Raw genomic sequence first — 22,176 nt, forward strand, 5'->3', positions numbered from 1 at the left:
TAATTAAATTATCATTTATTTAAATTATGAGCTTTTGAAATTTCACCTATACCTAATATTAAATCATGTTGTACTTGTTCCAAAGGTTTAGAATATGAATTTACTACATTACCATCTCCATCTACATATTCTACTAAACCAAAATATCTACCTCTATCTGAATAAATAGAATATTTTGCATTAAGTAGTATATCCTTATAAACGTTATTATCCTTATCAATGTATGGTATATTACTAACAGTTCCTATTAAAGTAGGATCTTTTTTATCTGCTACTTTATACTTTTCTGTATGTATTTTATATAACATTTTTGCTAGAGGTAATGTTTCATTATCATAAGCACCAGTTGGATTACCATATTCATCAAAAGCATTTATTTCTATTACATCTGAAAGCTCTGAACCAGTGCTATTTTTTTTATCATATGTAATCAATAAATTACCATTAGTAGAAATAGATACTCCTTTTATATTGGATGCATTTAACTTACTTGTAACATTACTAGAAATTCCATTTATATTAAATCCAATTAATCTAGGTAAATTATTATTATTTAATACCATATTAACCATACCAGTGCTAGCTTCTTTATCTTTAAAATCTACTTGTGTAGAAAATTTACCAAGAGCTGCATCAAAAGTTTCTTTTGCTGCTTGTTTTAATCCATCAATATCTAATACAGGTCTTTTATTTTTATCAAGATACATGTATTGTGAATACAATTTTTTAAATTCAGGATAAGCCATTAATTTTTTACCAGCATCTTTATCAGTATTATTAATCCAATTTTCTACTAAGTTATATATTGTATTATATTTTCCAGCAGTATTTTTATCTAATCCAGCTATATCTTCTTTACCGTATGGTTTATGTTCCCTAGTAGATAATAAAGCATCCTTAGGTATAATTGTAAGGCCTGATCCACTAGACCATCCTGGATTAGCTAAATAATTTTCTCTAAGTTCTTCTCCACGTACAAGATTTGTTGTAGTCCATTGAGATAATTCTTTATGTAAATAATTATATAATGGCCCTTGTTTTAAATCTTCTTTTGTAGGATTAGTTATACCAAGAGAAGCTGCTACAGCTCTTACATAAGGATCAGCTGGACTTAGTAATGTTGAAAATCCTTCATTAGCCATTTTATCTGCTTCTGCTTGAGCTTCTTCTAGAGTTAAACCTTTTAAAGTCTTAGTACCATATTTATAAAATTTACCACCTTCTACTGGTGTTAATCCCAAACTTTTTTCTCTAATTCTATTTAATTGTTCTTTATATTGTTCTTGTAATAATTTAAAGTAAGTATCTGCATTAGCAGCTATTAGATCTAATTCTTCAGGAGCTACAAATTCTCCATTATCTTTCATTAATTTTTTATCAGCTACAGAATTTCCTCTATAATAAGCTCCCCATTGTCTTTTTAAATTCTCTTCTTCTTTAACTCCTTCTACATGTTTTTTATTTAATAATTTCCATTTATTAACATATCTATTAGCATTTACCATAGCATTTGCTATATTAGCTAAATCTGGAAATGTTAAATCTAAAGATTTATTTAATTCTTCTTTAGCTCTATTAATTACTTTATCTCTAGTTTCTTTATCTCTATATTCTTGACCAGTTAAATCATCTACATACATAGCAGCTGATTGATAACTTTTATCTCTGTTTTCAGCTGCTTTGTTTATTAAGTTTGAGAAAAATTCTACAGGTATCTTAGGAGTTATATCTACTATCTCATTCTCTGGAGCTTTATAATATCTACCCATAGTTGAATGATTTAACGTGATTTTTTAGATTTTTTTAATTTAAAGGATTTTTTTAATTTTCCTCCAAATCTTTTTTTAGGATTGTCAGATTCATTACTGGAAGTATTAGTTTGATTATCAGTAGTACTTACAGTATTTTCTTCTGGATTAAAACTAAGCTTCCTTAAATTTTCCCATGTAATATTACCTTCTTTATCCCAATTTAATTGATAGCCACTTACTAATGCTTGATTAATTAAAGCATTAAATTGTTGTGATAAATCGGTTTTTACAGTAGAAGCTTTTAATCCAGCTTTTCCTAGATCTGACAATGCTTTATCTCTTATACTACGCATAGCATCTCTTTCCATTGCATTAGCTTCTGCTTCTTTAATTTGTATCTCAGCATTCTGAGTGTTAGCAGTATTATAAATAGAAGCATTTCTGTTTATTTCATTTTGAAAAGATTGAGCTGTTTTAGATCCTAAATCATTTTGTAATGATGTAGTAACTCCAGCCATATAATTTAACATAGCACTTGGATTATTAGCTACCATTTGACCAGATTTTATAGCTTGTGCTTTTGCTATATTTGTTTGATTTTCTAGTAATTTTCTTTCAACAGAATAGTCTTCATATTTAGGAGTTACTCTATCATATTTTACATTTTCTTTTTTATTTAAAACATATGGAATTAAGGATGTTAGTCCTTGAATACCATATCCTAAATATGCTTCTTTACTTAAAGTATCTAAATAATCTTTATAAGAAGATTTTCCAGCTGTTTCTCCTTTAGAAGAAGGTGTTTCAGTTGATTCTTCTTTAGTATCAGTTGGAGGATTTCCAGTATAATATTTAGGTAATTTATCTACCTTTTTTTTTAAAAGTGCAGCTCCCATAGCAGCTTTTTCTATTGGAGGATTTTGCTGCATTTGTAATAATTGATTTACATCTTGAGGTTGCTCTTGTGGAGCTACAGCACCTTCATCAGATGCTGTTGGTTGTTCTTGAGTAGGTTCCTCAGGATTACTTGGTTGCTCCTGCATATTTTGATCCTGCATATTTTGCTGTTGCTGCATTTGCTGTTGTTGCATTTGTTGTTGCTGCTGTTGCTCTAGTTGAGCTTGTTCCTTAGCTTTTTCAACGAATTCAGTTATTTTATCTTTAGCTATATTTGACTTAAGTTCTTCCTGCAACTGATATAAAGCCTTTAATTCTAAAGTTAAACTTTTTTTAGCTATAGGATCATTTTTATCTAAATCCTTACCTAATCTAACTTTATATTTATTTACTATTCTTTTAGATTCTTCAGCAAAAGTTCTTTTTTTATTTGGGATTAATATTCTATCTGAGAATACATATCCTCTTTTATTAAAGATAAATGAAGTTTCTCCTTGCTCTACACTAGCTACAGGATCTACTATATTAGTATTTCCCAAATAATCTACTGGAATCCCACCATAAGGGTTCTCTTCATGAGTACCACCTTTATTATATTCTTTAAACATACCACCCCCTGCTTTTTTTTCTCTTGCATTTGAAGTATTATTTATAGCAGATTTAGCTGATTCTATCCCATTAGATACTACATTACCTAATACATTACCTAATGCAGGCATTGCAATAGAACTGCCAATACTAGCTATAGTACCAATAATATTAAGGAGGTTTGATTTACCTCCTTTAACATTCATGTCATTTTCTTCATAATAAGCCATATGCAAATATATTTTAATTTTATTAAATAAATCTTATATAGATAGATACAAATTTTATTAAATTAAACCATAGGAACACTATAAATTATTTTTATAGGGTCTAATCTTACTAATTCTTCTTTATTTTGAAATATTATGTTAGCTTTTAAATAATAATCTACAAATCTTTGTCTACTCACAGTATCTAATCTAGGTATTATAAACCTATATGTTCTAAACCTTCTAATAAAATTAGAATCTGTTAAGATTACATTCTTACTGCTTATCTGAGAATTACTTAAAACAATGCTATATGGAATAGCATTATTATTAGAATTTATATTAAATTCAATATTAGTATATACCCTCTTTAGATCAGCACTCCCTTCAATTACTTCTACACTAAACGGATATTTAATACCATAATATTCAGTAAATTTACCATTAGATCTTACATACACTTTATTACTGTTATAACTTCCAACTGTAGCTAAATCTAATTTATTTGAATTTATATATAAAAATGGAGTAAATGAATGTGTTGATTCAAAAGCGTTTAATAATGTATTAAATGAGATATTAAATATATAATAGGTAAAATAAATTCTATTTTCTTTAGATGAGTAATAAGCATGCACTTGTTGGCTTTTATCATTAGGAAAGTTTTTAAAATAACTTCTAACGTTTAAGCTATCAGACAATATTCTTAATCCTCCTTGTAAACCAAAAGTATTTACAGTTTTATTTACACCATCATACCAATAAATAGTATTATCTAATAATACAATAGAACTTTTATGAATACATCCAGAAATTGTACTTATGTAATCATATCCTAAAAATTTATCAGACATCCCTAAATATAACTCTGATACTTCTCCTTTTAATAATTGTTTTTCATTATAATCAACAATTGCTATAGCTTTATCTTGAAAAGCTAATACTTTATTATTTAATAAAATAAGTTTATTTAAATCTCCATATATAGTAGATAATTCTATAAAATTATTAGGTAGAAATTTAAGCCAATTGTCTACAATTTCTCCACTATATGATTTTTCACTGGCTAATATTTTTGTAATATGTTCAATGTTTTCAACATATATTAAAGGTTTACTAAATCCTTTTATTAAAGTATTTTCTTGGTGATAAACATTATTATATGTATAAGCTTTTTTAAATCCAGATGGATATTCACCAGCATTATATTCATCAGTGTTATTAAACAAAGCTTTACCTTCATCTGGAGTATTTTGTAATTTCCATATATGCTGTTTATTGTCTGTTTTTGTAAAACAATTATCTCCACGAAGCTCTGTATTTATACTAGTATAAACTGGAAAAATTAAACTATTACTATGATATCTAGTATACCCAGATAAATTATATTCTTCTCCATTACCACTAATAGTATACCCATCATGATAATCAAACATTTGAACAAAAGTATCTCCTTGTAATGAATTTATATTGGTAACAGTACTATCTATAAATATGGTTTCACTACATGGATGATATATATTTAATGTCTTTGCTTCATAAGTTACACCACCATATCTTGAATAATCTTTGTTTTTGTATACATAAGCATACTTGTAATCAAAACTCAAAGTGTGATTATCTTTTAAACTAAAAAAAGCACCAATACCAGATTTAGTATAGGAGTATTTATACGTATCAGGATACATATAAGATTTATTAGAAAATCCTGTAGTATCATTTTGTAAATAAAAGGTATCTATAGTAGTGTCTTTAGATATATAAACATCTTCTATTTCTTTATTGTAATAATTAGTATTGGAGACTTCTAATTCAACTACTTTTTTATGATTTGTGTTTATAATTGCCCAACCAGATAAAGATAGATTATTCACTGGATAATAAACAGAATCATTATCTATATATCCAACTAAATTTTTGTTAAAATATGATAGTTTACCAATTAATATTACTCTATCAGTATTATTAATAGTTACATCTTTAAAACATATTTCTGGGGATCTAAACTTTAAATACTTTTTATTATTATAATATGCAGATGGTAATGTAGTTTCACTAGTAACAAAATTTGGTAGTGATGCATTTATATTAGTAGTTTCTGTATATTTATTTTTAACTACATCATAATCAGAATCTGTAACTTTTACTAATTGTGAAACTACTCCAAAAGCTTTAACACTTTTATCTATATCTTTTCTTTGAACTCTAACTATTCTATAAGAAAATCCTTTTAATTGTTCTGGAACTTTTACTTCAAAAGTGATATAAGGTATTAAAGCTTTAACTATATTATATTGAGAATCATATTTAAATAAATATTTTTTACTATTTATTATCATTGGTAACTCATACACATCTGGAAATTTTACATCAGCTATCCACTTTACAAAACTTCTTTTACCTTTTTTATTTATAAATTCAATACCAAATCTATAATACTCACCCCACATATATCCTACATTATATGCTGATTCATAGGAAGAAGCATATGTAGAATAATCTATTGTATTGTTAGGTTTTGTATTTTGTATTACATGATAATATGTGGCTTCATTAGCAGAAGAATCTATTAAAATTTCTTTAGTCTTTATTTCAAAAGAAATATTTTTTCCAGTACCTCCAAATAAATTACTATTCTTTTTATATTTACATTGATAATCATAATATATACCATCTGTTACAATACAATCATTATCATAGCTTATAGTATCAAAATCTGAATCTGTGTTTATAGTATGTAATTCATTTTCATTAATAATGAAATTATTAGTACCACTTATAAATCTATAAGCTCTTGCATCATAGTATTCTCCTAAATATTCATCTACATCAAATAATTCATCTTTTATATTACCTACAATTAAAGAATTATCTTTAGTAGTTAATGTTTTTGGCTCAAATAAAGACCCTCCATAAGATACAAATTCTTCTGGAGTCATAGTACCTAATGATACATTACCATAGTCAATGAAATAAAAATTATCGTATGTATAAATTGGAGCATCTTGTACTAAATGAATATCTGGTACATCTTTTAATTCATAACTAACTCTATAAATCTTAATGTGTGTAAACTTTTTATCTATTTTACTAATCTTTAACTCTACACCTTTATTACTTACTTTATCAAAATCTCCACCTTTAAAATTACCTATAAATCCATTAATAGAACTACTTGTTATATTTATAAGTGGTGTTGGTTTTGATAATAATGTTTCAGCATTACCATAGCTATATAATTGATAAGCATACTGTACCTTACCATTTTTTAATTGACCATCATTTATAATACGTACAAACTCTATATCATACAAATTAACATTTGGAGATAATTCAGTTAAATCTTCTTCTAATCCAAAAAGATCTGAATCAAATACGTTTATGTGTCTAAATTTATCGGCTATAAAGTAAATTTTACCAAATTTGGGATTCCAATATTTAGTTGTATATTCTGTTATTGGTACATTTCTTTTAAAATTTAATCTACCTACGTATATTAGGTGTGTAGTGGTAACTAATTTATTATTTACTAATCCAATAATGTTGTTATTATTATCAAAATCTAGTTTCCATAATTGTCCATATAAATCGTAATTAGGATGAGCTGTTAATAATATTAAACTTTTATATATCTCTATAGCTCCTACTATTATAGGAGTAGCCTTCGTTGGGTATAAATAAACTATATTGCAGTTAGAACTATTTGTAATTACTAAATCTTCATAATTTATAATTCTTATAGAATCATAAATTTTATATACTTTTAACTTTCCACTTTGTATAATTGATTTTATAGTGGAATTATTTATAATATTGTTGTATAAAGTATCTAAAGCTTTATCAGGATCACTACCAGAATATGCAGATACATAGTTAGAGAATAAAATTCCTGCATTAGCTTTTACATTAGTTATTTCATAACTAATAGCTACTTCTGGTATTTCAAATAATAATTTATTACCATAGTCATTTACAATACTACCAGAAGTAGAAGATTCAGTAATTACACGAATATTTAATGCATTATTATAACTATTATCATCCCTTAAAGTAGGAGATACATCTGTATTTATACCTTTGTAAAAGTTTAATACTTTTTCCATAAATTATTGATTAGTAAAATAACCTCTATATATGGTTTTATCTGCTAAATACTTATAATTATAATCCCCATAATTTCCTTTTGATATTAGTTTAGTTGTAATATTTTTTATAGCTTCAGCAGTTGCATAATCAGGAATAACCATAGATACAAACGCTCCTCCAGCATAAAATGAATATAACCTTGATAAATAATCGTATGTTAATTGATCTATTTTTCCTTCTAATAAACTTCTAAAAGCTAATCTTTCAATAATATAATATTGTACAGCTTTTATATAACGATCATTGTCTGGAATTAAAGGTTTACCTTCACAATCTATTGGATATGCTTTATAAGCTACTTCTATCAATACATCTGTAACAGATAAAAATAGATAAGAATTGTTTACTGTATAAGTGAGTTCAGTTGGTTCATACTTTGATTTTTTACTTATATGAAAAACATCTGTGGTTTTTCTAAAAGATAAATTACTACCATGAAGCCTAACTCCTTTTAATTCATATAAATCTGGAGGTAATTCACATCTATAATCATCTACATATATTGGAGGGTAATTATCATCGCTACCATCTGTAACTTTATCTAAATAAGGTATAGTAGCTCTTATAAGAGACATAGCTTCATAAGTCCATTCAAGAGCATCAGAGTAACTTAACTGTTCTACGAATGGAGTGTCTCTAAAAATCTTTTCTATTATTGTATCTAATTTAACGTATTTACCATTCCACATTTTTTATAATTTTATTTATTTTAAGACTTCTTTCTCTAAAATTTCTTGGATTTAATGGGTTTTTTAAATATTCGTGTAATAATTTTTTTGCTTTGTATCTAGCAGAAAAATTATAAAAACTTTTATTCTTAATCATATTTCCAACAGTATCCCAATTAAATCTAAAAACATAACCATCAGTAGATTTATTGTCAAATCTTACTAATGGCTTATTTTTTATCTTTTTATAATCAGATCTTTTTGTTACACCTGGATAAAGCTTTTTCCAAAGCTCTAATGTACTTTTATAATCTACAGGATACACATTTAAGTTTGACCATACATTATCAATAAAAAATCTGCTTGGTTTAACTTTAGTTATGTATATAGAACCTAAACTCTGAGGTAGATAAAAAGATATCCCTTTTTGTATCATTAACAAAGTCATCTCCTCTATAAACTTATTGAAAACATTTATATATTTAGAATAAGTTATAGGAGTAGTACTTTTTCTATTATTTAAATAGAATTCATAAAAATTTCTTATTTTTAATATATTCTTGGATCTCATATTTCTTCCTCTTCTTTAGTTTGTACTTGTGGAGTAGATTTATTATTACCTAATATAGCTAAGTCATCATTAGCATTATTAATAGTATCTGCTACTTTTGGTAGCTTGAAATAGTTATGTACTACCATTTCTTTTATATAAGTATACATCCAATGTTTTAATGGATATTTACTGTCCCATGTAAAAGAAGGTTCACCATTAGCTTTTCTAAATTTACCTACTAACTCTGGATCCTCAAATACTCCACGAATATTTATATACTTTAAACCTTTCCAATACAAATTATTAGAATTACCTATAACATGCATCCTATCATTCATTAAAAAACAAAAAATTTCATTTTTGTTTAATCTACCATTTCCAACATATGGTACTTCTAAATGATCTACTAATTTAAATTTTTTTGTAACTTGATTTACAGAACCTACATATGTTATAGTAGGCTTCCTATGTCTTTCTATAGTACCTGGAATTGTTTGTTTTGACCTATAAATTTTTTTCTCCAATGGTATATTTAAATTAGCATATAAATCTAATGTGTTTATTAACTCTACTTCTACTGCACCTAAATCTTGTATTACTTCATCATCAATAGTCTCACCTTTATTAAATTGGTTTCTTAACCATAAAGCCCTTTGATTTTTTATAGCAAAGGCAATATCTCTAATATCTATATGCTCATCATCTGAATAGTGACTTCTTAAACTATTCAAGATATCATATACCATAAAATTTAAAGTTAACATATTATTTATATTTTATATAAAAAAATGTAAAAGCAAATAATGCACTTATACAAATCAATCCAATAAAACTTAATATTTTATGCAATACTGGAATCTTTTCTATTATTTCAATATTGTTTTTTCTTTCTAATAAATAAAGGTTTTTCCAATGGATCACCTCTTTTATAGCATTATCTAATTTTATTTTTAAAGTAGTATCTACAAAATAAAGATTGTGATAAAGTTTATTATTTTTTACATAAGCAACACTTTCACAAAATTCATTTGTTAATATAGATTTTCCTTTTGTACTAAATTTTGAATTTTCACCAATATAAACTGTATCTATCTTATATAAAGTATCTTTAGGTAATTTTAAATAAATAGTAGTATCTTTATAACTTACTATTATAGAATCTTTTATTTTCTCTATAATAGTTGATTCTTGTTTTACTTCTGGACAAAATTTTAAGCATTCTCTTCTTGTATAACAAGACGTTAATGTTAAAATTATAACTATATACAATATTACTCGTACCATCTTGCAAATTTATTTATTGTTCTTACTGGTCTTCTTTTTTTATAAACTCCATCACCTTCTCTACTACCCATCTCATTTGTATTCCCTTCTATAGTTATAACTACATTACTTTTTATCTTTTCACAAATACCTACATGGGCTATCCTTTTCTTAGATTGATAATAGATACCAAAAACTTCTCCTCCTACTACTTTATCAGGAGAAATTACTTTAGAACTCTTAAACCAAGAAGGTGCCCAAGCTGGACTATTGGGGACTTCATATCCACATTTCTTATGTACAAACGTAACGAAAGCACCACACCACGGATATTGTCCCCTAAGCCCAGCTGAGGCCAAAAACATCTCTACTTCATAACCGTCATTATTACCAGTGGCTTCTCTAACTCCTATATATTGCGATGCAGTATATATTATACAAGAGTTTTGAGCGCTAAGATAAATGCTATGAAATAAAGCGAAAACAAAAATAAAGAGAATTTTACTTTTTCCCATTCTGATAAGTAATAACTATCGTACTTTTTTTCTAAGGTGTTATCTAAATAATCGTATACCTTTGGAAAGGTTATCTTTAATAAAATCCATGCTAAACCATGAAATATAAGTACGGCTATAATAGCATATACTATCTGTTGAAGTACACCAGCATCATAAAAGGCAGCTGTATTATCAATCAAACGTATAATATAAGGCAGAGTAAACCATAGTATAATAGCTATGGGTATTGTAATTATTTCATTCCAATCTTTTATAAATTTAATCAGATTCTTCATGCTCAAATGAGTTTATTGTTATATGATTTAAAAATGAATAAACTATCCACCATATTATACCAGTTGTACTGTAGATAATATGATTTGTCAAACAAAATGCAAAATAACTAATGCTAATAGCAATAAGAAAATGACTTAATGTTGCTAGGAAATGATAAGCATCTGTTATAAATACTAACGATGTTGTAGATAGGAAGAATTTAGGCCCTTTAGAAGGATTATTGTCTTTGTATTTATTTTTCCAACTTATTCTTGGATTCCACCAATTATCGTTGATATTAGGAAACGTTTCCTTAAAATCATTATATTTAAATTGTATAACTTCTCGAATACCTCTAGCTATTCCAGCTAAAGATATAAATATTATAAGTATAGCTAAATTTATTATTCCCATAATGCTTAATTTTATATGTATCCAAGAATTGCTAAAATAATCACAATAATAATAGCTATCCCTAAGGATGTTCTAATAACATCAAACCAGGAATATTTACCCAGGAAAGTTTTGATCCATTTCATTGTCGTTGTTTATTTGAAGATTATTATTAATTACAAAATTATCTAATTCTTCTCTCGTATCAAAATTTATAACTTGAATATCATCTTCTGTAAATACAGATGAGTTGGTTACAATATCCCATTTATCTCCGTTTTGCACTAAAGCATGGTTACAAAGTACTATTTTCATATCTATTCAGTTTTTAGTTATGCACTTAAAGTAACAATTGTAATATTTTTTGCAACTTTTAACGCATTCACTGCATCAATTACAGATTGCGGAGGGTTGGCATAATTCAAATAATCACCAATTGTAATGCTTGAGGGTAAGCTTCCTACTCTGTTTTTTAGACTATTTAATATCGTAATCATTTCACCATCAGTTATTTTTGAAACCCTCCAATTGTACATACTAAATGCAATAAAATTTGAACTCCCAGAAAAATCATTAGATGTATAATCAATTGCATTACTGTTTAAAGTTAAACAAGTTAAATTATTTGGCAGCAACCCATTATATGTCCAATATATATTATTGCCGAATAAAAACCAAGTAGTTACCCCACTCGGTGGAGCCCCATTATATGTCCAATATATATTATCGCCGCTTAAATACCAATAAGTTACCCCACTCGGAGGTGCTCCGTTGTATGTCCAATATATATTATCGCATCTTAAATACCAATAAATTACCCCACTCGGAGGTGCTCCGTTGATGTCCAATATATATTATTGCCGAATAAAAACCAAGTAGTTACCCCACTAGGTGGAGCCCCAATATATGTCCAATATATATTATTGCCCGCTAAAGACCAAGTAGTTACCCCACTCGGTGGAGCCCCAATATATGTCCAATATATATTATTGCCGAATAAATACCAATAAGTTACCCCACTCGGTGGAGCCCCATTATATGTCCAATATATATTATCGCCGCTTAAATACCAATAAGTTACCCCACTCGGCATATCTCCGTATACATAGATATAACCAACTGGAAAGTTTTCTCTGAATGTAGTAAGATTTTTAAATTCGGCAACATTTACATATACATTAGGCGAATTTTCCGGTATATCTACAAAAGAAGCCGAAGTTGTGCCTAATTGAGTAACAACATTTTTCTGTATATATATATAACCAGCACCGGAAATACATTTAAAATATAGAGTATTTGCACCACTTATTAAATTAGCGGTTGTTGTTTCATTACTTCCATCACTACTGCAAAAACGTACATTACCTTCAGCAGTAATTGTAATAGCTGAATTTGTTGTAACACGAAAAGTTGCAATTCCACTACCATCACCAGAAGATACACAATAAATACCTGCTAAATAAGTACAATTATCATGACCTTTTATTACTCCTGGTGTAAATACTTTGGAAGTGCTACTTAAATTTGAACATTCTACAACATCAAAATTAGCAGAAAGACTATTAATCAAACTTATTGATTGTGTTTGATTACTTAAGTTAATGAATTGAAAATATGTGGATGAAGTAGTTCTTGTTGATTGTAATGTTGGATAACTTATCTTATCTAAATACTGTGTTGAATTGTTTGTTTCTAATATTATAACTCCTACTTTTTGTAAACTACTAACACGTACACTTATTTCTGTATTAACATTATCAATAAATGTAGATGTTACGTTATCGAATTGAATATTATCTTTGGTATAATTAAATGTTAACCCTATTGTTTTTATAGTACCTTTAAAATTTAAATATAAAGGATCTGTAATATTAGTTGTAGGATTTAATACATTTATGACATTTGCTTGTTTATATTGTACTTTTCCATAACTATCGTTCCAAACAGCATTATAAACTAAACCATAAGTTATTTTAGATGGTGTTCCAACAAATGTTACAAATCTACTTGTACTTACTAATGTGGTTAATTGAGATAACTCAGATAGATTGATAGTTATCTTAGGGCCACTACCATAATGAAATATACCTACTTCATTTACATCTCCAATTTTTATAACATTCATTCTACTTGAAACCTGAATATATCCACTAGTTTTACCTAAATCTAATCCAAAATAAACTACAGTACTACCTGTATTTAATGTAACAGTAGTAGTAGGAGATGATTTGTTAAATCCACTATAAAAGTTACCATCACTAATAGTTAATGTAGTTGTATTACTAACTGTAATATATAATCTACAAACATCATCAGGACTTTCTGCTTCAAGTGGCCAAATAACAGAATAATCTGTATTTATAGCTGCATTTACTTTATCTTCTAATGTGCTTAATCTATTATTAAGACTTGAAGATAATTCATCTGATCTTAGTTTACCAAGTATAGTATCAAATACTGTTCCCATAACTATTCCTTAAATTTATAGTTATAATTAGCATAGTTAGCTGCAATTTTATCATACGCATCTGTTCCTTCAGCATATTCTTTAAAAGTCCAGTTGTCGCTTTTTCTATATCTTATAATTTTATAGGTATTGCTATTAATAGAAGTAGTTCCAGGTAAAGCATACATAACATAAGTGTTATCACCATCTTCTACTACTATATCAGGGGATGTATCAGAAAATCCCATGAACTTTACAAACATTTTATAGAAATCGTTTGTATTCATAGCTAAATTTTTTTGTTTTCAAATGTACTAAAAATTTTGTTAAAATGTATCAAATTAAGTAGGTGATACCATTGTCAATTGAAAATATGTTATAAAATATATTTCATTGACATCGTCTATACATTGTATTTTTATAGCATTGGGTAAAGTAGTACTAAGTGTTCCACCTAACATGTGTACTGTATTTGCCCAAGACAGAGTTGCACTACCTAAAGGTGGTAATAAAATAATAACAGTTTTATTTCTTATTGGATTTTGTAGTGTGTATAATAAATGTACATTTCTTAAAGGTGCATTTCCACTTGATATAAAAACATCATATTTACTAAAGTCAATAAACAAATCTTGTGTTTGGTCAAATACTCTTTTAAAGCTCCATTTTGTATTTCCCCATCTAATTAAAGTATTTTTACCAACATTATAAACAGGGCATGCATCATCAGCTGTATTATATTCTGTTACGTAAGGTTTACCACTTGCTGGAACAACAGAACCATCTGTATATGGATTAAAGTCTATAGTACAATCTAAAGGATAATCAGTTCCTACATTTTCTATTCTAATATCAAATCTTCCAGCAAATGTATTTTCAGAAGACATTGCTGTTCGTGGAGATAATATCTGAATGTATCTTGCATTACCCATTATTCTAAAATGAGCTGCTAAAGAAGATGTACTTCCTGCTTCACCTATTAAACTTGCATTTATAGAATATGGACCATTTAGCAAAATATTTCTACCTCCACTTATAACATAACTTGTTCCTCTGAATATATCTCTATAATCAACAGAGCAGTCATCTATAATAGTACCATTTTTATTAACTATTCTTGAGTTACTATATCCACTGCCAAATATTGCATCTCCACTACCTTTATTAATACAATTTTCAGCACCACTTCCAAATAGAGTTACTGCTGAACAACTCCTGAACCAATATCCAACACCTGAAAATTCTGCTGCAGATGCTAATATACTTGAATAAGCTACATTCTGTAAACAAAATCCAGCAAGATGTGCAGAAGATACATATGTAGCATCTATAACTATTGATGTACCACCTCTAATATATATTCCATGTTTCCCAGCTTTAGAAACTCTTACATTAGTGATACGAGATATAATAGGTGTATCAACATAGATAGCATGTGCTACTGTACCTTCAATATAAACATTATTAATTACAAGGTTATTAATATTATTTCCAGATGATGTAGAATCAGGATCTGTTTTTTCTAAGAATATACCCCCAGCACCTGTAAAAGTACCTTCATTTTGATTATATGCAGATCTTATTCCTAATAAATCAAATCCTTCAAATCTAAGCTGATTTGCTCCTAATGATTTAATATGATATCCACCATTAGTATATCCAGTATCTATTTCCATTATAAATTTAGTAGGGCCATTCAAATTATCAGTATTCGATGATCTACCATATCCAATAATACTAACATTATTTGATGTTATATAAAATATATGGCTTGTACGTCCTCTAGCTTTGAACTTAATAGTAATATTACCAAACAATAAGGTTAAAGGTTTATCTATATTTACAGTACCAAGACTTGAATCTATATAATGTATATCAGTCCATCCTGTAAAATCTAATACATCACCTTGGACAGCATTGTTTATAGCATTTCTCAAAGCTGTATCAAAATCACCTACTACTGGAATAAAAATAGTTGAAGTTAATTTTGGTAATGGTTTCCATTTAGCAGTTTGTGATTCAACAGTTAAAATATTATTTTCTAATTCTGGACTTATAGTAGGTAATTCTTTTAAAGATAATTGCTGATTAGTATATGTATTTGCTTGTTGTAAAATATATTGATCTTGTGTATCTACATACACTTTTGTTACATCACCAGAAGTACCACCACCATTTTGTGGTATAATGCTTTCTATTATTCCAGTAAGTAATGGGACGTTAGTAGCCATTTTTACTTAAGGTATTAAAAATTTATAATTATAACTTTCGTATAAATTACCTATCTTATTAAAAGCCATATCTCCTTCTGCAAATGTCTTTATTGTAATATTTTCATTATTACTACCTACAGTTTCCTCATATCTGATGATCATCCAATTAGGATCAAATAGAGAAATAGTTCCCTTTTTACAATACAGCAAGTATGTAAAATTTTCTTTTTTTATAATAACATCAGGACTTAGAATTAAGTTATCTAAGTTATATGTTATTTTAGTTATGCTTTTTATAAATTCTTCTACTGGTATCATGATTTTTATTTTTTAAGTTATATTGTTCGTATGAATCTCCTTTTACTTTTCCATAGACAGCAGATAGAAATAAAGTACTTATAGATATAATTAATGTAGTAATACCATACAAATCTGTTTCTATTTTTAGATCTGTAAATAAATCTATTATCAATATTATAACCACCAATGAAAGTAACAATACAGACATAAAAGTAATAAGGACAAGCCCAAAACTTTTTGAGCTTATCCCATTATTATTAGTTATTAACTTTTCAATAAATTTTAACATACTAATCAAACTTTATCCAATCTGCAATTAAACTTAATTGTTCTAAACTAATATCTTGAGGAACATCTTTTTCATTAATTTTATGGAAATTGATATCACAGTCTTGTTCAATAAATGTTGAAAACTCTTTCATAACAGTCTCAAAAGCTTCCATATCTTCCTTATATTTGTCTACCAATTTTAACATCTCGTTTTTAAAGTTTTCATCTTCACTATCTATTTCATACTTCAACAAATTATCTTCTTGTTTAGAATAGATAGGTTCCCCTTTTTCATCTTTTTTAGCATACTTAGACAATAATTCTTTCTTTTCTTCAAAAAACTTATTTACCTTTTCCAATAAATTGTAATAAGTTTTTGCAATTTCGAGATGTTCTTCAATAAGCTTAAAGTTTAAATACATGGTTTTAACAAACTTAAAACCTTTTAATTTTAAGAAACTGTTTTTGGATTCTAAAAGAATCAGTAGGTCTTTGTTCTTCATACTTTTGTTTAATTTTTACGTTTTTTAAAGCGTTTTATTAATTTTCCAATATAATTGATTATGGATATGATGGCAACTATTGAGGTTAAACCCCATACTATTAATTGCATTATTTTAGACACATAATCAATATGTGAATAATTATATTGCAAATATATTAAATTATTTATTAAATTAGGAATATATCCAAATATACTACCAGAAATAGTAAGTAAAGTTGATTTAGTAGAATTATTTATAATATCAAATAATGTTTGCATAGTTATTATAATTTATGGTTCTAGTTCATATCCTTGAATATAAATATCTCTATAATTGTCCGAAGGATCCTTAATAGTCATATTTATTAATACTTCGGTACCAGTCGTTTTTATAGCATTTATAGTAGTTGAATTATTTACAATAGACATTAATTTAAATCCATAATCAGTATCTGTACATATAACATAATTTCCATATAAAACATTTTGTGTTCCAACATTTGTAGCATACATGGAACCATTACAACTAAATATATATTCTGAGGTTAATTTCTCACTATAAGGTAGCATAGCATGTGCTACATAATATGAAGAATTTTTACCTAATTTAAAACCTTCTCCAGTTTGAGCTCTAAATGTATATTGATTTTCTATATATCCCACATAACCATTTATCTCAGATAGAGCACTAAACAAAATTAAAGTACTATCTGTATTTTGTATAATAGTCCCTGATTTATAAAAAGCTGCATCTACCCAAGTATTATAACCGTTTAAAATTTTTCTATCTTTATATAATGACGGAAGTTGTGGTATAAATCCATTATTATTTTCAGTAGCTAATGTTAATAAAGAATCTACATAATTTTTTATAGCATGAACGTCTGCTATAATAAGGCTACTTACTCCATTTATGTCAGTTACAAGAGTATTTCTTGCTATATGACTTATTGTACATACTTCATTAGTTTGATCCTTTAATCCTATAGAACCATTAAAAAGTAAAGCATATACAATGTCTAAAGGCATCTCTTGTGTACCAATATCTACATTATTACCAACTTTAACATGAGTATTAATTGTTATATACTCATTATCAAAATACATTAAAGAATTATCTGTAATAGTTTTTATAGTAAGGCCACTACTTGGAACAAATAAAGTATTTAAAAATAATCCAATAACTGGGCTATTTTCTGTTCCAAAAAATATAGGAAAATCACTAAAAATCCTAAAAGCTGCTATATCTTGCGTAATATTTAACCCTGAAGGCGATGTTTCACTATTGACGTATTTTATTCCATTACTTATTAATGTTATATCATTTTCAGATTTTATAATGAAAGAATCTTCACTAAAAGCTAAAACTTGGTTTGGAGTTATAATACTAAATGGATTACTATCTACAACAAAATCTCCATATATATGTACATCAGTTAATGTTAATAATCCAGTAGTTATAGATTGGGCTATATTATCTAAATAAGCTTTTACTACTGAACTTGTGGGTATTTTTCTTGGATTATCAGTTAATTCTACAGTATCTAATACTATTGGATTTATATCTAAAAAATCTATAGTATTTTTACTTGTTAATCCTGTAGAATCTATTTTTAAAAAGCCTATACTATTATATACCCTTAAAGAAGAGCTATCTAATACAATAGGGAAATTATTTAATGTAGTGTCTAATTGATTTATATCTGTAAATAATGCTAGTGGTGTGGCTACATTACTTCTATTAGTAAAAAACGTTTTATAGTTAGAATTAAACCATAATCCTCCAATAGTGTTGTTTAATTCTATTGGTATACTAGCATCCGTATAATCATAGATTATAGGGCTTATTAATTTAGAAACCCCTTTAAAATCTAAATTCCCTTTTACTTCTATATTAGTCATATTATTCAAAAACTATTTGTCCAGTTGTATGAGGAGGATAATTTAAAGTTATTAAAGTAGTGTTTTGATCAATATGTAAAATAGGAACTAATAAAACTTGTCCATTTAAATCATAAATATATACGTCTGGATAATATCCTTTATTATGGGTAAATTTGATATCTACCATATTTACCCCATCATTAACGTAATCTTCATAAGTTATATTAGAATCTATAATTCTATCATTAACATCAGTGTAGAACCTAAAAATAGTTTTCTGATTCATAGTGTTATCTGTTGGTAAACTAATATAAATGGGAATATAAACATATTGTATATTGTTGTTATTGCTATAATAATTATCAAAATCTACTACAACTTTATAATCTCTTATATCTAGTAATTTTGATAAACTTAAAACAATATCATTAGTTTGTATATTATTAAATTTTATTGGGTCTTTTGCTTTATCTAAAGCCCATAAATACATTGTAGACAACTTCATTATACATTCAAAATGTTCTGTTGGCTTTAATCCAGTTTTTAGCATTAATGAATAAATATATCCATAATTACCAAACTTTATTTTAGCCTTATTTATGAAATCTTGTAATGTTATTGAAGTTGCCATGTTTCATCAATATTTATAATATTAGTTATCCTATCTAAAATTTCTCTAAACTCATTTATATTACCATATATTGAACTTTGAATTAAAGTTTGCATCAACATAAATAAACATTCAGTCTCTTTTATAAATGTTGAACAACAGTTATATGGATAATTATTTAATTTACTTGGAATTAATGCAATTCTATGCATTACCTTACTTTGAACATTATACCAAGTTCCAATATAAAGCGTAAATGTATATGTTGAAATATTATCACTTACAACATAACTTACAAAATAAGTGTCATCTGGAATAATTTCCCCATTTGGATAGTTTAAAACAAACCTTAAATATACATTATTAGGAGTGCTATTTAACTCATTCGTTACATCATAAGTCTGGACAAGAGTAGTAACATTATTTTGGTTTACACTCCATATAGTAATATTAGCTGATGTAACATCTGATCTATTTATATTCCCATTAACACCCCAATCAGATACTTCTTCAAATACAAAATCTGTATATGAAGTATAGATAGGAACTATTTTTAAGTTTAAAGCCATAATTTTTAGAATTAAATGCAAAGGGGGAATGTTACCCCCTTTGCAAATTTATGTAAAAATTTATGTATTCATATGGGATTAAACATAAAAATTTAATAATATTATTACTTATTGTTTATACTAAATTAGACAATGTAATATTAGAAGGTACTAACGAAATTCCCTTACTACTAGCCATAGTTTGAATAGCAGTTAAAGTAGTAACAGCAGCAGAGTTATTACCTTTAGGAATAGCAATATACACTTCCTTAAGAGAATAATCCTTATGACCAATAGCATGCTGTGTCATAGTTTCAGCACTAATTACTACAAAAGAATAAGTATAAGAATTATTTACATAACTCTTATCTTGAAAATTATAGGGAGAAGCTTTATACCAATTTCCATTTGCTGCATTGAACTGATATTCCATATCTTTTACTTGTTTATAGAAACCAGATCCAATATTTCCGCTCTGTACTTTGGTAATACTTTCACTTGGGAAATTAATACTATTAATGTCAAAAGTAATCATCTCAAACGGGAATTTTCCATAAGAATAATACCCTTCATAACCAATAATAGCAAATCCAAAGTTATTGGTAACATTAGTGTTATATACCATAACATTTTGCTTACTAGCTTGAACAGTATTAAATTCCCAAGGCCTATCCAAGATAGCTACTTTCATATCTGGAGTATTAACATTAAATCCTACAATTTTATACATTACACCATAACTGTAAGTACTGGCAATATAATCTCCAGTAATAATTAAATTATTATCTTCATTGTATTTTCCAGCATTACCAGCACCACTAGAAGATTCTACAAAAGTTACTAAATTACTTCCTTTAGTAAAAGTAACATTACCACCACTAGTTTGAACACTGAAATCATTAGTAGTATTCGTCAAATAAGCTTTTACAGCTGTAATACCAAAAAACTTAGTTTGAGGAATTTCACCAAAGTTTTTATTAAGCAAAGTAACGAAGCTTTCACAGAAAGTTTTATTCGTATAAGAAGAGTCAACAGTCATAGCTGTAGTAATAATATACTGATCAGCCTGCTGAATAGCACTGCCATGAGTAAACCTAAGAACAATACTGTAAGTATTAGGTACAATGGTGTTACCTGGAGTTACAGTATATACTTCATTAGTTGGAAGAATCACATCTTGACCTGAAATATACTTTACATCAGATGTGTTGAAGATTTCACTGAATTTAAAGTTACCCTCTCCAAGATATACACCAATACGAAATTTATTAATAGTGTTGGCACTAGTTGTAATGATATTACCTTTCTCATCAGTCATAAACAAAGTACCATCATTAAAATTTACACTAGTATAGTGTACACCATTGGTGAGAGAAGTAGTGGAAATACCAGCTACCAAAAAATCTGCATGATTACGAACACTTTTCATTGTTAATTAATTTTTAAAGATTAAACATTTTGGTTATTAGATTGATTGTCAGCTTGACTTTGGTATTTATTACCAATATCTAAACTGTTTATTTTAATGTCTTTATTTAAATTATTTCTAACTAAGAATATTTTAATTGATATGTCTACAATTTCTTTATGAAATTCAGAATTTATTAAACTTACTCCATTAGGATTTAATTCTACATCTATCCCTAAAGGTTTAGATAAATACATTATCTTATATTTTGAAATAGTTGCTTTATCAGGTAAAACCAATATATGATACAAATTAGTACTATTGTTAGATACATCTAATCTCCAAACTAAATTATAAAAAGGAATTCTAAATGGATTGTATATATTAGAAATGTAATAGTCTAATTTAATTGGTTTAACAGGAACTTCTCTAAAAATATTTGTAACATCTCCATCTGGATCTATATTTATAAAAGCTGATTCAGATAGTAAATATTTTAAATTATTAGGTAATAACCACTGTGTTCCATTTTTATATAATAACGTAGGAGTATAGCTCGTTAAAATAGTAGTAACAACCAAACTTGATAAAGCTTTTCTACTTTTCTCATCTGACTCGAATTTACTATAGTATTTCTCTACAAATAAAGATTCAGCTAGTGTTAAACAAGAAGATATTTCATGAGTAGGAATATCAATACCAATATCAAGATCTAAATTCCTGATATTTTCTTGAAAATAAGCCAACATTTCTAAATTAGTCATATACTATA

Annotated in this window: 22 protein-coding genes; all 22 read right to left on the reverse strand. The window is 27.1% G+C overall.

What is annotated here, in order from left to right:
* Nucleotides 1–11 precede the first annotated feature (11 nt).
* Nucleotides 12–1,769 carry a hypothetical protein gene (locus HPY57_12800; GenBank protein ID NPV12657.1) on the reverse strand — a complete coding sequence of 586 codons (1,758 nt, stop codon included), beginning with the start codon at nt 1,767–1,769 and terminating at the stop codon, nt 12–14.
* 11 nt (nt 1,770–1,780) lie between these two features.
* A complete protein-coding gene (locus HPY57_12805; protein ID NPV12658.1) occupies nt 1,781–3,466 on the reverse strand; it encodes a hypothetical protein in 1,686 nt (561 codons plus the stop codon).
* Between the two features lie 62 nt (nt 3,467–3,528).
* Entirely contained in the window at nt 3,529–7,548 is a 4,020-nt protein-coding gene (locus HPY57_12810) for a hypothetical protein (GenBank protein ID NPV12659.1), read from the reverse strand.
* Nucleotides 7,549–7,551: 3 nt separating this feature from the next.
* Complete coding sequence (locus HPY57_12815) at nt 7,552–8,280, reverse strand: hypothetical protein (GenBank protein NPV12660.1); 729 nt, start codon at nt 8,278–8,280, stop codon at nt 7,552–7,554.
* Complete coding sequence (locus HPY57_12820) at nt 8,267–8,830, reverse strand: hypothetical protein (protein ID NPV12661.1); 564 nt, start codon at nt 8,828–8,830, stop codon at nt 8,267–8,269. Before HPY57_12820 ends, HPY57_12815 begins: the two co-directional genes overlap by 14 nt.
* Complete coding sequence (locus HPY57_12825; GenBank protein NPV12662.1) at nt 8,827–9,576, reverse strand: hypothetical protein; 750 nt, start codon at nt 9,574–9,576, stop codon at nt 8,827–8,829. Before HPY57_12825 ends, HPY57_12820 begins: the two co-directional genes overlap by 4 nt.
* Nucleotide 9,577: 1 nt before the next feature.
* On the reverse strand, nt 9,578–10,096 hold the full coding sequence (locus HPY57_12830) for a hypothetical protein (GenBank protein ID NPV12663.1): 519 nt from the start codon (nt 10,094–10,096) through the stop codon (nt 9,578–9,580).
* Entirely contained in the window at nt 10,084–10,512 is a 429-nt protein-coding gene (locus HPY57_12835; GenBank protein ID NPV12664.1) for a peptidoglycan-binding protein, read from the reverse strand. The genes HPY57_12830 and HPY57_12835 overlap by 13 nt, the downstream gene beginning before the upstream one ends.
* Nucleotides 10,509–10,868: a hypothetical protein gene (locus tag HPY57_12840; GenBank protein NPV12665.1), complete on the reverse strand. Its 360-nt coding sequence runs from the start codon at nt 10,866–10,868 to the stop codon at nt 10,509–10,511. Before HPY57_12840 ends, HPY57_12835 begins: the two co-directional genes overlap by 4 nt.
* Nucleotides 10,852–11,262 (reverse strand): hypothetical protein, encoded by a 411-nt coding sequence (locus HPY57_12845; GenBank protein ID NPV12666.1) that lies wholly within the window; start codon nt 11,260–11,262, stop codon nt 10,852–10,854. The genes HPY57_12840 and HPY57_12845 overlap by 17 nt, the downstream gene beginning before the upstream one ends.
* A 96-nt stretch (nt 11,263–11,358) precedes the next feature.
* Entirely contained in the window at nt 11,359–11,556 is a 198-nt protein-coding gene (locus HPY57_12850) for a hypothetical protein (protein ID NPV12667.1), read from the reverse strand.
* Between the two features lie 17 nt (nt 11,557–11,573).
* A complete protein-coding gene (locus HPY57_12855; GenBank protein NPV12668.1) occupies nt 11,574–12,089 on the reverse strand; it encodes a hypothetical protein in 516 nt (171 codons plus the stop codon).
* Nucleotides 12,056–13,708 carry a hypothetical protein gene (locus HPY57_12860; protein NPV12669.1) on the reverse strand — a complete coding sequence of 551 codons (1,653 nt, stop codon included), beginning with the start codon at nt 13,706–13,708 and terminating at the stop codon, nt 12,056–12,058. Before HPY57_12860 ends, HPY57_12855 begins: the two co-directional genes overlap by 34 nt.
* 2 nt (nt 13,709–13,710) lie before the next feature.
* Nucleotides 13,711–13,974 (reverse strand): hypothetical protein, encoded by a 264-nt coding sequence (locus HPY57_12865; GenBank protein NPV12670.1) that lies wholly within the window; start codon nt 13,972–13,974, stop codon nt 13,711–13,713.
* Nucleotides 13,975–14,028: 54 nt separating this feature from the next.
* On the reverse strand, nt 14,029–15,918 hold the full coding sequence (locus HPY57_12870) for a right-handed parallel beta-helix repeat-containing protein (GenBank protein ID NPV12671.1): 1,890 nt from the start codon (nt 15,916–15,918) through the stop codon (nt 14,029–14,031).
* Nucleotides 15,919–15,924: 6 nt separating this feature from the next.
* On the reverse strand, nt 15,925–16,218 hold the full coding sequence (locus HPY57_12875) for a hypothetical protein (GenBank protein ID NPV12672.1): 294 nt from the start codon (nt 16,216–16,218) through the stop codon (nt 15,925–15,927).
* 272 nt (nt 16,219–16,490) lie between these two features.
* Nucleotides 16,491–16,973: a hypothetical protein gene (locus HPY57_12880; protein NPV12673.1), complete on the reverse strand. Its 483-nt coding sequence runs from the start codon at nt 16,971–16,973 to the stop codon at nt 16,491–16,493.
* A gap of 272 nt (nt 16,974–17,245) precedes the next feature.
* Nucleotides 17,246–18,856, reverse strand: coding sequence for a hypothetical protein (locus tag HPY57_12885; GenBank protein NPV12674.1), 1,611 nt, complete (start codon nt 18,854–18,856; stop codon nt 17,246–17,248).
* A 1-nt stretch (nt 18,857) separates the two neighbouring features.
* Nucleotides 18,858–19,469 (reverse strand): hypothetical protein, encoded by a 612-nt coding sequence (locus HPY57_12890; protein ID NPV12675.1) that lies wholly within the window; start codon nt 19,467–19,469, stop codon nt 18,858–18,860.
* Nucleotides 19,454–20,017 (reverse strand): hypothetical protein, encoded by a 564-nt coding sequence (locus tag HPY57_12895; GenBank protein ID NPV12676.1) that lies wholly within the window; start codon nt 20,015–20,017, stop codon nt 19,454–19,456. Before HPY57_12895 ends, HPY57_12890 begins: the two co-directional genes overlap by 16 nt.
* A gap of 115 nt (nt 20,018–20,132) precedes the next feature.
* The gene (locus HPY57_12900) at nt 20,133–21,425 is read right to left on the reverse strand and encodes a hypothetical protein (GenBank protein ID NPV12677.1); all 1,293 of its coding nucleotides are present in this window, start codon (nt 21,423–21,425) and stop codon (nt 20,133–20,135) included.
* A 20-nt stretch (nt 21,426–21,445) separates the two neighbouring features.
* Complete coding sequence (locus HPY57_12905; GenBank protein NPV12678.1) at nt 21,446–22,168, reverse strand: hypothetical protein; 723 nt, start codon at nt 22,166–22,168, stop codon at nt 21,446–21,448.
* Between the last annotated feature and the right edge of the window lie 8 nt (nt 22,169–22,176).

This window comes from Ignavibacteria bacterium, from assembly GCA_013177855.1.
GTDB lineage: Bacteria > Bacteroidota > Ignavibacteria > Ch128b > Ch128b > Ch128b.

Bases quoted from the DNA above. Each gene is read 5' to 3' on its own strand.
- HPY57_12800 (NPV12657.1), bottom strand. From the start codon at position 1,769: ATGGGTAGATATTATAAAGCTCCAGAGAATGAGATAGTAGATATAACT.
- HPY57_12805 (NPV12658.1), bottom strand. From the start codon at position 3,466: ATGGCTTATTATGAAGAAAATGACATGAATGTTAAAGGAGGTAAATCA.
- HPY57_12810 (NPV12659.1), bottom strand. From the start codon at position 7,548: ATGGAAAAAGTATTAAACTTTTACAAAGGTATAAATACAGATGTATCT.
- HPY57_12815 (NPV12660.1), bottom strand. From the start codon at position 8,280: ATGTGGAATGGTAAATACGTTAAATTAGATACAATAATAGAAAAGATT.
- HPY57_12820 (NPV12661.1), bottom strand. From the start codon at position 8,830: ATGAGATCCAAGAATATATTAAAAATAAGAAATTTTTATGAATTCTAT.
- HPY57_12825 (NPV12662.1), bottom strand. From the start codon at position 9,576: ATGTTAACTTTAAATTTTATGGTATATGATATCTTGAATAGTTTAAGA.
- HPY57_12830 (NPV12663.1), bottom strand. From the start codon at position 10,096: ATGGTACGAGTAATATTGTATATAGTTATAATTTTAACATTAACGTCT.
- HPY57_12840 (NPV12665.1), bottom strand. From the start codon at position 10,868: ATGAAGAATCTGATTAAATTTATAAAAGATTGGAATGAAATAATTACA.
- HPY57_12845 (NPV12666.1), bottom strand. From the start codon at position 11,262: ATGGGAATAATAAATTTAGCTATACTTATAATATTTATATCTTTAGCT.
- HPY57_12850 (NPV12667.1), bottom strand. From the start codon at position 11,556: ATGAAAATAGTACTTTGTAACCATGCTTTAGTGCAAAACGGAGATAAA.
- HPY57_12860 (NPV12669.1), bottom strand. From the start codon at position 13,708: ATGGGAACAGTATTTGATACTATACTTGGTAAACTAAGATCAGATGAA.
- HPY57_12865 (NPV12670.1), bottom strand. From the start codon at position 13,974: ATGAATACAAACGATTTCTATAAAATGTTTGTAAAGTTCATGGGATTT.
- HPY57_12870 (NPV12671.1), bottom strand. From the start codon at position 15,918: ATGGCTACTAACGTCCCATTACTTACTGGAATAATAGAAAGCATTATA.
- HPY57_12875 (NPV12672.1), bottom strand. From the start codon at position 16,218: ATGATACCAGTAGAAGAATTTATAAAAAGCATAACTAAAATAACATAT.
- HPY57_12880 (NPV12673.1), bottom strand. From the start codon at position 16,973: ATGAAGAACAAAGACCTACTGATTCTTTTAGAATCCAAAAACAGTTTC.
- HPY57_12885 (NPV12674.1), bottom strand. From the start codon at position 18,856: ATGACTAATATAGAAGTAAAAGGGAATTTAGATTTTAAAGGGGTTTCT.
- HPY57_12890 (NPV12675.1), bottom strand. From the start codon at position 19,469: ATGGCAACTTCAATAACATTACAAGATTTCATAAATAAGGCTAAAATA.
- HPY57_12895 (NPV12676.1), bottom strand. From the start codon at position 20,017: ATGGCTTTAAACTTAAAAATAGTTCCTATCTATACTTCATATACAGAT.
- HPY57_12900 (NPV12677.1), bottom strand. From the start codon at position 21,425: ATGAAAAGTGTTCGTAATCATGCAGATTTTTTGGTAGCTGGTATTTCC.
- HPY57_12905 (NPV12678.1), bottom strand. From the start codon at position 22,168: ATGACTAATTTAGAAATGTTGGCTTATTTTCAAGAAAATATCAGGAAT.